Genomic DNA, 11,583 nt, shown 5'->3' on the forward strand with positions numbered 1-11,583 from the left:
TGCGATGACCTCCTTTATTTTCCTTCATAGAATCAATTTATTATGAAATTAATTCTATTATATCTGCTTTTGCCGTCTTATACTCTCATCTTTGTACGCGTCGCCCACATTGCAGACTGAACGATCAGCTTGCGGAAGGGCTCCGCGGAGAAGGAAGGAACATCATGTCCGGGCATAAGGTACACGACTCTCCCCATTCCGTAAGAGTGGGCCCAGGCACAAGGCCACGTGCCTTCACCATCTGTATATTCCAGCAAGACCGTCTTCTCCGAAAATGAATCGAATTCGAATCGGTACGGTTCTTCCTCCATTGTAAAATTATTTACCCCCTCAACGATGGCGTGACCCTCTGCGGCCACTTTAAATTCAAGCTTCCGTGGTGCCGGGTGTCCAGTAAATCTTCCCCCGAGCAGCTGAGCGACCTCATACCGATTGTGCATCGAGATCCCATTATGCAGCACCAGCAGCGCTCCTCCTCCGCTTACATAGCTGAGTAGACCCGCCGTCTGCTGGGGTGCAATGGCTCCCTTCCAATCATCCACATAGGAAATGAGCAGATCGTAGCCGGATAAATGCTCGGTAAGCAATAAGTTTCGATTCTCGCTGCACTGAACCGTCATCACATCCTGCAAAATATGACTGATCTCCTCATCCACGCCTTGCAATGGATGATACATCGGATGCGTGTAATCTCCTAACAGCAATGCTTTCTTTCGTTCCATTCTTCTTTCCTCCTTGCTCTTTCTTAGCCGTTTAGCTCATAGAGCCTAGTATAGCCTCAATTGATGAGCTAAATCCACACATTCTATCCGATAGAATCAGCCGGCTGTTACTGAATAATCACATAAAAATACGAACCAGGCCGGGCTTACTGCCTGAGCCGGTTCGTATCTAAGTTCGCGAAGCAAGCCTTTATTCCTTTAATCTCTATGAATTGAATTCACGACTCAAGCTTCTACAAGTTCATTCTCCACATCACCATCGGGAAGCTTCTTGACTAGAATTTTGCGGATACGCTGCTTGCCCACTTCCTCGACCTTATAACGGAATCCGCGATAATCAAATTCCGGATGCTCCTGCTTGGTTGGAATTCGTCCGAGCGTTCCAATCATGAAGCCGCTAAGGGTCTCATACTCATCCTCAGGCAGGCTGGCTCTAACGATATCAGCTACTTCATCCAGCCGGGCAGTTCCGTTAAATGAGTAGGTTACTTCATCGATAACCTCATATATCGATTCATCCTCATCATACTCATCGTATATTAAGCCTACAATTTCTTCGATGAGGTCCTCAATCGTGATAATACCGGCAGTTCCTCCGTATTCATCAACTACGATGGCCATGTGCACATGATTCTGCTGCAGCTCTTCAAGCAGATCATCACCCTTCTTGGTTTCTGATACAAAGTAAGCGGGCCGGATGATATCCTTAAGCTGCCTTGGATTCGTATTGTCCTTCTTGAACTGCATAATCAGGTCCTTCACATGCAGGATCCCGATGACATTATCAATTCGTTCCTCAAATACCGGGAAGCGTGTATATTGTTCAGACTGAACCATCTCCAGCACATCATCAAATGGCTTATCCACAGAGATAGAGACCATGTCTGTACGATGTGTCATCATATCGGACACCGTTTTGTTATCAAAATCAAAAATATTGTGAATAATCATTTTCTCACTTTGCTGAATTGTGCCTCGCTCAAGACCGGTATCCACCAGCATCCGGATTTCTTCCTCAGAGGCTTCCTCCTCCTCCGAATTCGGATCAATGCCGAACAAGCGCACGGTAACATTCGTAGATGCAGTGAGCAGCTTGACGAATGGGGCTACGATCTTTGACAGCGCGCTGAGTGGTCCGACGACGGCAAGCGCGATGGCTTCGGCCTTTTTCATCGCAATGCGTTTCGGTACAAGCTCACCGAATACGAGCGTGAAGTAAGACAGAATAAGGGTAATGACAATGACAGAGATCGAAGACAGAACAGAAGGAGCAACGTCCACTCCGATCGAGATCAAGTAATTAACCAGCAGGGACGCAAATTTATCGGCCGCAAAGGCACTGTTCAAGAACCCCGCCAGCGTAATCCCGATCTGGATCGTGGACAAGAAGCCTGTCGGCTCCTCAACTAATTTCTCCAGCTTCTGAGCTCGCTTATTCCCTTCCAGGGACAGAACCCGAATGCGATTATCATTAATGGAGATCAGTGCCATTTCAGATGCAGCAAAAAAAGCATTGACCACAAGCAGCACGAGGATGACGATGATGTCAAATAACAAGGGTTGCACCTCCCAAGAGATATCAATAAATCTGACAGTGACGATATCGAACAGATCAGGTCATCCGTCAAAATATGTAATTTTTTTCTAACTATATATGAAATTAATTCTTAGACTTACTCTTTTCTAAACACAAATACGGCATCTTTAAACGAAAAATCAAAGAGAAAACACCTCACCTCGTCATGCATCAGGTAAGGTGTCTTAAGGAATAGCATGTGACAAAGCGTGCTTCCTTATACTGACTTCTGCTCTGCAAAATACTTGCCAAGCGCGACCATCATGCTGCCCATACGCTCCTCGGCAGGAACGACCTTGGGTTCAACCCCTTCTTCGATCATCGCTTGCGCTGTCACCTTGCCCACAGCTGCTGCCACGATGTCTTGTTCAAGCCGCTGCTTCATCTGCTCAAGCTTCCCGTGCTGTTCAGCATACTCCACCAAAAAACGGATTTGTGGTGCACTGGTAAAGGTGATCGCATCAATCTGCTGATTCAGGATGTCAGACAACAATAGAGCAAGGTCACTCTCCTCAGGCGGCACATGCCGGTAAGGCAACACCTGCGTAATCTCCTGTACACCTTGATCTGAGAGCCATGCCATAAGGCGCGGCGCGGATTCGCCATGCAGCTGAACAAGGACCCTGCTGCCTTCAAGCGAATAGGCTTCAAGCTCACGGATAAGGCCTGAAGTGCTTCCATCATCATCCCTTACTACCGGCTTTAGCCCTCTTTTGCGCAGTGCATTCACGGTCTTGTATCCTCTTGCAGCGATTTGGGACTGTGACAGCGCCGAAGTCAGAGCTTCCTCTACACCCATCTGTTCTGCCTTACTGAAGATCGCATCCAGGCCCATCCCCGTCGTCAGCAGAGTCCAATCGGGCGGATGCTTCACCCAGGCCTCTATACTGCTCTCCAGATGTTCGTCATCGAGAAACACTGTGCCTTGCGCCGGCCGCAGCACCGGGGTTCCGCCCAGCTTCTCAATAATCATAGACATTTCCTCTGACTTTCGAGGACCTGCCAGCGCTACTTTTTTACCTAGCAAATTCTGAGCCATATGCCTAACTCCTCTCCACTATACGAGATATTGTATCTAGTATATAAGGAGCTTGGCCCAGAAGAAAGTAATCCCCCAATTTCTATATGGATTCGTTACTGCGTCAGGAACCTTCTGCCGAGCCTGCGTTCCCATTCTGAGAGTTTCCACTTTTTTTGGTGGAGCTCCGACGCTGAGAAGACTCATTCTGAGCAGACTGCGCTTTTTGAGTGGATTTCTCCGTTTCGGTAGATTCTCCCTCTTGAGAAGATGGCCCGTTCTGGGATTCCTCGTTCTGTGCAGACTGCTTGTTCTGAGTCGCCCCATCCTTCTTTTTTTTCTTGGACGGCCTGAAGATCAGGTAGATCAGCACCGGCATAACTAACGTGAATAAGAGCACGATTGCTGACCATTCCCGATCGAACTTGAATAGCTGAATAGAATCCTTGAAGAACCAGAAGGCACACACATATCCGAGCAATATGATCGGCCCCTGCATCATGCGTCCGGATATGTTTTTGTCTAAACAGCCCATACCGTAGCACACCACATAAGTGTTAAATGCAACCTTTGTCATATGTATAGGGAGAATCGCAGCGGCCAGAAACATATCGAACCGGTCCAGAAAGTCACTAATCTGCACTTGGCGGACAAGCTCATGGGACGGATAGGATATTCTTGGAATAATCGGCAGCCCAATAATCAGAATCATCATAATGATATCGATAACGAGAAGAAAAAAAGCGAAGGATAAGCCTTTGACAGCGGATTTCAGCTTGAAGGTCTCTTTTCCGAAAATGAACGGCAATATAATAATCTCTCCTGCGTAGGAGAAGAAGTACCATGTTCCATTCCCGACACCGATCAGATCCACAGGGAAAAACGGCGTTAAGTAGTGAAAGTCCAGCGCGCCGGATACAAACAGCGGGATCATAAAAATGGTGAGAATCAGAATCGGCATAAAAATCTCAGTCATGCTGACGACTGATTTCATGCCTCCCCGAATAATGAATCCCGACATGACAAAGATACACAGCAGAATGATCATGACGGGAGTAAGCGGGAGTAACGTGGTATCCACATACTCCGTCAGCAGCCTTGCATCTCTTGCCAGAATATAAAAATAGTACAGGACATACATCCCAACAATCACTCTTCCGACAAAAGGCCGGCGACCAATCATCGCCTGGAACAAATTCTGGCTGCCGAAGCGGCGCTGTGTTCGGGACAGCAGCCAGATGCAGATCAGGAGTACAAGATACACCAGAATAATGCACAAGTAGGCATGCTGCTGGCCAAATTGCACAATATCGGACGGAGAATGAACCAAGGTCATCGGCAGCGTAATCATGATAATCATGAGAACAAGCTGCCGCTCTGTCAATGGTCTAGCATCATGTTTCTTAACCTGTTTGGTTGTTCCACTCATATAATTATGCACCTGCCTTTCTTCTTACTCAGACGGAACAGGAATGTAGGGATACATCCACTGCGAGATTAGATATGTCGGATGGATTACAGGAATCGGCGATAGTGTGTAGATCCATATCCCGATGCCGAGTCCTATAATCACGTAAGATAAGATGCGATTAATCGGCTTGTAGTTTTTTAAATTTTTGTGATCCTTCAGCACGATAATCAGACTAAACACAAGTACTGCCGACAAGGCCATGAGATTCATTCCGCAATATCCTCCTCTTCCACTGCGAATGGACTTGTAGCCGCTCCATTATTCTCAAGCCGATAATCGGCTTCTACCTCGAAAGTGATATTCGGATATATTTCGTACCAGCGATCTCGTAATTGTGACCACAGCTGCGGCTTTTCTGTCTTAATAATTCTACCGAAGCCAAGTGCATCCGAATTATATTTCTGAAGCAGCTTGAGATCCTGAGTGATCTTTGCTTTCATGTATTCATTCATCTTCTGTTCAAGCTCTATAATATTGTTCTCATTATTGGTATCGAAGTTGGACTCGTTCGTCGTAATGGACATCCTGCCACCCGTGTACATATGAAACCGAACATCTTCTCCGTTCACAATCGGCTTGATCTTCGTATGATTTGATCTGATTAAGAAAAAAATCTTCCCTTCTCCACGGGGAACTGTAATCGGGAGCTCCAGTGTTCTTGCTTGATCCATTGCCACAAGAATGCCATGTGTATCCTGCTTCTTAATAATTCCGGTCAATTTATCGCCGCGGAATACAGCAAGTCCACCAACCCCGATATTTTTATTAGGCTTGTCGATCTTCTCGGGCACACTATCTACCGTTTCCACTAGCGGCATAATCGGATCGATCCCGTCTTCAAGCATCAGATTGACTACAGTCTTGAGCGTCCATGGCTTGCTGAGATACAAGAAGACAAGCTCACGAACCACTTCACCGGGATATTGCTCAATGGTTGGTTCTCCGTTAAGTACTTCATAGGCATGACCTTCGGTTACGACAGGCAGAGCAGACAGCCGGTTCTCCGGAAGCCGTCCGATGGAATCAAGCGCTTCCGCGATGCCCTCACGGGCCATCGCCTCTCCAATGAGCAGCGCCCTGCGGTGGGAGAAATACAGCTTACGGGATGTGCTCGTTTGTTCTTTTAAGGTGACTCCTCTTACGGTTTCACCGACACTTGACTTTAGAAACCAGGGGTTCTTATCTCCACCTCCACCCCCGCCATTTGATCCCGCGAGCATACCAGGAATGGTAATTTGAAGGGTAACTCTATACTTATCCTCCTCTTTATCAAGCGCAGTGCCGACCACAAAAGCAATATCGTTAATCTCTCTGCGATCCCAGCAGCCTGTCAGCAAGAGGCACAGCAGCAGGATTGTTACGGTTTTGGATACTCTGTTCATCAGATCCATTACCACCCTTCATCCGAGTTAGGAGACCCGTTCATTCCTTTGTCCATCCGCTTACGCTCATGATTGGGGGTTGATGATGGCTTGAATATCATCTTCCACCAAGGCACCCGCATGATGATGTCTTTCGATTCGCCTTTACGATACGGACTCACACCAAGCAGATAGGGCTGTCCAAATGAAGTGAGCTGTGTCAGATGTGCCGAGATCAGGACTGTACCAATGACAATCCCGAACAGACCCAAAGTTCCAGCGAGGATCATGATCGGAAACCGCAGCAGCCGAAGCGTAATGGCAAAGTTAAACCTTGGAATGGTGAAAGAAGCGATCCCTGTCATGGATACGATGATAACCATCGGAGCCGACACGATACCCGCGGTCACAGCCGCCTGTCCGATAACAAGCGCCCCGAGAATACTTACCGCCTGACCGACTGCCTTAGGCAAGCGAACCCCTGCCTCCCGCAAGGCTTCGAATGAAATTTCCATCAGCATTGCTTCGACCAGGGCCGGAAAAGGAATGGCTTCACGGGCAGCTGCTATACTGATGATGAGCGTGGTCGGCAGCATATCCTGATGAAAGGTAGTTATCGCAATATATAAGGCAGGAAGAAATAATGCCACCATCATAAAGAACAAACGGATCCACCGTAAGAAGTTACTGATAAAGAATCGTTCATAATAATCCTCACTCGCCTGAAGCATCTGCCACATCGTTACAGGACCAAGCAAGGCGAAGGGAGTTCCATCCACCAAAATGCAAAATCGTCCTTCCAGCAGGTTGGCAACCACGGTATCCGGTCTTTCCGTGTAATGGAGCTGAGGGAACGGAGAGTAGGGATGATCCTCAATCAATTCCTCGATATAGCCGGATTCGAGCACTCCATCGATATTGATCTTCTTAATGCGCTGCCGCACATCATCGATCAGCTCCTCACGGGCGATCCCTTTGATATAAGCAAGCACAACACTTGTCTTCGTTTCTGTCCCGAGCGTGAAATTCTCCATCTTGAGCATAGGCGTCTTCAGCTTGAAGCGGATCAGCCCTGTGTTCGCTCGAATCATTTCGGTAAATCCTTCGCGCGGTCCCCTGACAACCCCCTCTGTCTGAGGCTCTTGCACAGAACGTCGAAGCCCGCCCTTCAGATCGAAGAGCAGTGCTTCGTCATTGTCTTCAACCAGCACAAGTACACAGCCATCGGTTACACCATCTGCAGCTTCACGCCAGGTCTTGGCCTTCTTCACATGAGACAGCGAGATCGGAACCTTCTCAAGCTCAATATCCTCTGATGCTCCCTGAACATTTGCTAGATCAACGCCTCTTACGAGAGGTAATATGATATGATCCTGCACTTCAAGAGAGATGACGATGCCTTCCAAGTAGGATAGGCATACGTCCGGGTACCCTTCATGCTTAATCTCGCGGAACACGAAGTCAGAGCAATCCTTGAACACCTCTTGAAGGACCTCAAGGTTCGACTTCAGTTCCTTAGCGATAGGCAATTTCAACTGTGGAAGCTCAGGAACGGCATTATCCTCATTGGAGGTGTCCGCGGATTGCTTCGAGTCCTGTTCGTCTCTGTCGGAGCCTGAATCTCCTGAATCTCCTGATTCACCTGAATCTTGCTTCTCAGACGACGACTTCCCCTCTTGTTCTTCGGAAGACTTTTCCTTCTCCGTCTGTTGATCGTCAGACCCTTGCTTTTTCTCAAGCTCTTTGTTGTCTGATGCCTGATCCTTGGAGCCCTGTTCCTTGGAGCCCTGTTCCTCGGTTTCCTGTTCCCCAGAAGCTTGATCCTCGGAGCCTTGCTTCATCTCATCCTTCCCACTGCTCATGACTGCTCACCTCTCTTGTTCCGGCGAATATTAACTTCCATCCATTTTCTGAAAGATAGCATGCGACCATTGGCACCAAATTATGCAAAAAAGGATTTTGCATCAATCCCAAATCGAATGATTCAAAATAAAAAAAAGACTCTGCCTATGCAGAGTCTCCCATTACTTCATATTCATTTTGCTTATCTGCGGCTTCGTCTTCTAAACAGGCTGTCCACTGCCACATATCTGCTGCCCGCTACCGCGAGTGTCAACGCCATCCCGATTAGAGCGATATCCAGCTCATATCCGCCTACAAACGGAGCACCCGTCTTCGCGGTAAAGATTGCGGCAACCAGTATGATGACAAAAATGATGCTGATCCATCTCGTAAACAGACCAATGATCAGCAGCAGCCCGCCGAAAAATTCAGCTAGCGCGACCAAGGTTGCCATAAACCCAGGAAGGCCAAGACTCACAAAGAAGCTCTCCGTCCCTTCCATTCCTTGAAATTTGACAACTCCGTGTGCCATGAAGATTAATCCCAGCACGAGACGGGTGATCAACAAACCAATCTCCATGTTGCGGGTCTGACTGTAATTGTTGTTATTATACATTTGATTTCACTTCCTCCTTCTGCTTGCGATTTAATAATGCGCGTAATTGAATAATAAGAATAAAGCAGTCATTACAATAAAGGATACGGCAATATTCCATTTGGAATAAGGAAGCAGCAGCTCCTTGTCCGGCTCCAATATTCTGGAGATTCTGTCGTTAATGGATACATCTGCGGCGAATGGTGAAACAACAGCTCCAGTAAACAGGCGGTGATCCCGGCGTTCTGCACCTGATTTAATCAGCTTGATTAATGCGCCTCCGATTCCCACGGCAGAGCCTGACTGTTTAATCGCATAATTGTCGGCCAGAATCTCTCTGACCATCTTATAATTGGCTAGTATGTTTTTTAGTATAGGTACATATCCAAGGATGGATACACTGAGCGTTAGCAAAAAAGTCTTGAGCGGGTCATAATGACGCAGATGATAGTACTCATGATAGAGTACTGCAGTTAATTCCTGCTCATCCAGCATATCAATAAGCCCGGTAGATAACACAATTCTTCTGCGAAACATGCCAAAAGCAAGCGCAACTGGCTCGGCAGCCGATATGACGATCAGCTGCTGCTCCAGGTGAAGATGCTTATACCGTGAAGCCAGCTCCTTGGACATCGTATCATCCTTAAGCCACCGTATGTACTTATGCACATTCATTGTTCTGACCGCATGCTTGATGATATAGAGCAGCATGAGCAGGAACGTGCTTAATACCAATACATTCAACAAGTGTATCAGCGACCATAGCCCAAGCTCTTTCATCCAGTGTGTACACCAGGTCAACAAATTAAATGTCATCGGAACATCCCAGATCATATGCAGACCGTACAGTCCCATCTGTATGAAAATAGCCGCCGTGATCGCCATGCCGACAGAGAACAACGTGAGGGAACGATAGGACCACATCACTGTCTCTCCTTCTTCCATTGTTCAATCTTCTGCTCCAGCTGTGAGATGAGTTCCGGGTCGGCCTCCTCGACAGCATCCAGCATATGGGCTACAGCAATCGAACCAAATTGATCCATAAGTTCCTGTGTGAGCTCCTTGGACTGTGTGTTCATGAACTCTTCTCTGGTCTCGACAGGCGCATATATCGATGTTCTTCCCTGCATTTCCTTCAGAAGCACACCTTTATCGACAAGCCGATTCATGACCGTCATCACCGTATTGAAGTTCATCACCTTATTCTCACCCAGCTTCATTTGTACTTCCTTGATGCTGAGCGGTCCCTGACTCCACAAGACATCCATAATCTTCGCTTCCAGTGGTCCAAAAAAACGGTTCAGTCCCTGCTCTCCTACTTTGAAGTGACTTATCTTCATGGCACACCCCTTCCACACTACCAATTGTAATGTCATATGGTTTGTTGTCAACCATAGGTGAGAAGCAATAATAGCCATGCAGGAATCGGAATTCCGCATGGCTATGATTAGCATTGAGTCCATTTTCATAATTACACAAGGCTTTCACCAAGAGGTATAAGAAATAGATTCAAATTTATATTCAATTAAACTTCTTCCGTTACTTTCAATTCAACCGACAGGCCCAGACCTTCAGCGATACGTGTTCCGTATTCTGGATCGGCTTTGTAGAAGTGCTCGATTTGACGGCGTTTGATCTCCTCATATTGTACCGGCATCATTGAACCTACAATATTTGCGACCAAGCGAGTACGCTCATCTTCGCTTAACAGACGGTAGAGATCTCCGGCCTGGGAGTAATGATCCTCACTGTCATAGGATACTTGGGCGGCTTCTCCTGTTACTTCAAATGGAGTTTGCTTCGCGCTCGGATCCTCGAATGGCCCGCCGAAGCTGTTAGGCTCGTAGTACATGGAACGGCCGCCGTTATCTCCTGTCGCCATGAAGCCGTCACGCTGATGATGATGAACCGGGCATTTCGGGCTGTTCACCGGCAGCTGGTTATGGTTCGCACCTACACGGTAGCGGTGTGCATCACCGTAAGCAAACAGACGTCCTTGCAGCAATTTGTCAGGAGAAGCTTCGATACCAGGTACGAATGAACCTGGAGTGAAGGTAGCCTGCTCCACTTCAGCAAAATAGTTCTCTGGATTGCGGTTCAGCGTCATCGTTCCTACTTCAATCAATGGATAGTCTTTTTGAGACCAGACTTTGGTCACATCAAATGCATCATAGCGATACGTATTTGCATCTTCAATCGGCATGATTTGAACATACAGCGTCCAAGAAGGGAAGTCCCCATTCTCAATAGCGTTGAACAAATCTTCTGTATGATAATCAGGATTCACGCCTGCAATTTGCTCTGCAGTAGCGTTATCCAGATTTTTGATCCCTTGGTTAGTTTTGAAGTGATATTTAACCCATACGGCTTGACCTTCAGCATTCACCCATTTGAAGGTATGGCTTCCGAATCCGTGCATATGTCTCCAAGTTGCAGGGATACCGCGGTCAGACATCAGGATCGTTACTTGATGCAAAGCTTCTGGAGACAGAGACCAGAAATCCCAAACGGAATTTGGATTTTTCAAGTGGGTACGCGGATCTCTCTTCTGTGTATGAATGAAATCTGGGAACTTGATCGCATCACGGATGAAGAATACAGGCGTATTATTACCTACCAGATCGTAGTTGCCTTCTTCTGTATAGAATTTGACCGCAAATCCGCGCGGATCGCGCTGAGTATCGGCTGCACCAAGCTCACCGGCTACAGTGGAGAAACGAATGAACATATCTGTTTCTTTGCCTACACCGTTGAACAATTTCGCCTTTGTATATTTGGACATATCATTTGTTACTTTAAATGTACCGAAAGCGCCGCCGCCCTTGGCATGCACGACACGCTCCGGAATACGCTCACGGTTGAAATGAGCCAATTTTTCAAGCAGATGTACATCTTGAATCAAAGTTGGCCCGCGATGGCCTGCAGTCATTGAATTTTGGTTGTCTCCCACTGGAGCACCCCAGCTCGTCGTTAAACGTTGGTTCGTCATTTTGCTGCA

11 protein-coding genes are annotated in these 11,583 nt (G+C 47.3%); all 11 read right to left on the bottom strand.

The features are described from left to right. Nucleotides 1-77: 77 nt before the first annotated feature. Nucleotides 78-722 carry a ThuA domain-containing protein gene (locus tag TCA2_RS15140; protein ID WP_047912448.1) on the bottom strand — a complete coding sequence of 215 codons (645 nt, stop codon included), beginning with the start codon at nt 720-722 and terminating at the stop codon, nt 78-80. A 225-nt stretch (nt 723-947) separates the two neighbouring features. Further along, complete coding sequence (locus TCA2_RS15145) at nt 948-2,279, bottom strand: hemolysin family protein (protein WP_081872530.1); 1,332 nt, start codon at nt 2,277-2,279, stop codon at nt 948-950. Nucleotides 2,280-2,515: 236 nt separating this feature from the next. Further along, nucleotides 2,516-3,337, bottom strand: coding sequence for a uroporphyrinogen-III synthase (locus TCA2_RS15150; RefSeq protein ID WP_047912450.1), 822 nt, complete (start codon nt 3,335-3,337; stop codon nt 2,516-2,518). A 103-nt stretch (nt 3,338-3,440) separates the two neighbouring features. Continuing rightward, nucleotides 3,441-4,745 carry an endospore germination permease gene (locus TCA2_RS15155; RefSeq protein WP_047912451.1) on the bottom strand — a complete coding sequence of 435 codons (1,305 nt, stop codon included), beginning with the start codon at nt 4,743-4,745 and terminating at the stop codon, nt 3,441-3,443. A gap of 24 nt (nt 4,746-4,769) precedes the next feature. Next, nucleotides 4,770-4,997: a hypothetical protein gene (locus TCA2_RS15160; RefSeq protein ID WP_047912452.1), complete on the bottom strand. Its 228-nt coding sequence runs from the start codon at nt 4,995-4,997 to the stop codon at nt 4,770-4,772. Then, entirely contained in the window at nt 4,994-6,169 is a 1,176-nt protein-coding gene (locus TCA2_RS15165; RefSeq protein ID WP_193746056.1) for a Ger(x)C family spore germination protein, read from the bottom strand. Before TCA2_RS15165 ends, TCA2_RS15160 begins: the two co-directional genes overlap by 4 nt. Nucleotides 6,170-6,177: 8 nt before the next feature. Continuing rightward, nucleotides 6,178-8,010: a spore germination protein gene (locus TCA2_RS15170; protein ID WP_238546409.1), complete on the bottom strand. Its 1,833-nt coding sequence runs from the start codon at nt 8,008-8,010 to the stop codon at nt 6,178-6,180. 182 nt (nt 8,011-8,192) lie between these two features. After that, nucleotides 8,193-8,606 (bottom strand): DoxX family protein, encoded by a 414-nt coding sequence (locus TCA2_RS15175; RefSeq protein WP_047912454.1) that lies wholly within the window; start codon nt 8,604-8,606, stop codon nt 8,193-8,195. A 30-nt stretch (nt 8,607-8,636) separates the two neighbouring features. After that, complete coding sequence (locus TCA2_RS15180) at nt 8,637-9,530, bottom strand: M56 family metallopeptidase (RefSeq protein ID WP_081872532.1); 894 nt, start codon at nt 9,528-9,530, stop codon at nt 8,637-8,639. After that, nucleotides 9,509-9,925 carry a BlaI/MecI/CopY family transcriptional regulator gene (locus tag TCA2_RS15185; RefSeq protein ID WP_047912456.1) on the bottom strand — a complete coding sequence of 139 codons (417 nt, stop codon included), beginning with the start codon at nt 9,923-9,925 and terminating at the stop codon, nt 9,509-9,511. The genes TCA2_RS15180 and TCA2_RS15185 overlap by 22 nt, the downstream gene beginning before the upstream one ends. A gap of 185 nt (nt 9,926-10,110) precedes the next feature. Further along, nucleotides 10,111-11,574: a catalase gene (locus TCA2_RS15190; RefSeq protein ID WP_047912457.1), complete on the bottom strand. Its 1,464-nt coding sequence runs from the start codon at nt 11,572-11,574 to the stop codon at nt 10,111-10,113. Nucleotides 11,575-11,583: the final 9 nt, after the last annotated feature.

This window comes from Paenibacillus sp. TCA20 (assembly GCF_000732325.1).
In the GTDB taxonomy this organism is placed as follows: Bacteria; Bacillota; Bacilli; order Paenibacillales; family Paenibacillaceae; genus Paenibacillus; species Paenibacillus urinalis.

Excerpts from the sequence above, each read along its gene's own strand:
- TCA2_RS15140 (WP_047912448.1), bottom strand. The coding sequence starts at position 722 with ATGGAACGAAAGAAAGCATTGCTGTTAGGAGATTACACGCATCCGATG.
- TCA2_RS15150 (WP_047912450.1), bottom strand. The coding sequence starts at position 3,337 with ATGGCTCAGAATTTGCTAGGTAAAAAAGTAGCGCTGGCAGGTCCTCGA.
- TCA2_RS15155 (WP_047912451.1), bottom strand. The coding sequence starts at position 4,745 with ATGAGTGGAACAACCAAACAGGTTAAGAAACATGATGCTAGACCATTG.
- TCA2_RS15160 (WP_047912452.1), bottom strand. The coding sequence starts at position 4,997 with ATGAATCTCATGGCCTTGTCGGCAGTACTTGTGTTTAGTCTGATTATC.
- TCA2_RS15165 (WP_193746056.1), bottom strand. The coding sequence starts at position 6,169 with ATGAACAGAGTATCCAAAACCGTAACAATCCTGCTGCTGTGCCTCTTG.
- TCA2_RS15170 (WP_238546409.1), bottom strand. The coding sequence starts at position 8,010 with ATGAGCAGTGGGAAGGATGAGATGAAGCAAGGCTCCGAGGATCAAGCT.
- TCA2_RS15175 (WP_047912454.1), bottom strand. The coding sequence starts at position 8,606 with ATGTATAATAACAACAATTACAGTCAGACCCGCAACATGGAGATTGGT.
- TCA2_RS15180 (WP_081872532.1), bottom strand. The coding sequence starts at position 9,530 with ATGGAAGAAGGAGAGACAGTGATGTGGTCCTATCGTTCCCTCACGTTG.
- TCA2_RS15185 (WP_047912456.1), bottom strand. The coding sequence starts at position 9,925 with ATGAAGATAAGTCACTTCAAAGTAGGAGAGCAGGGACTGAACCGTTTT.
- TCA2_RS15190 (WP_047912457.1), bottom strand. The coding sequence starts at position 11,574 with ATGACGAACCAACGTTTAACGACGAGCTGGGGTGCTCCAGTGGGAGAC.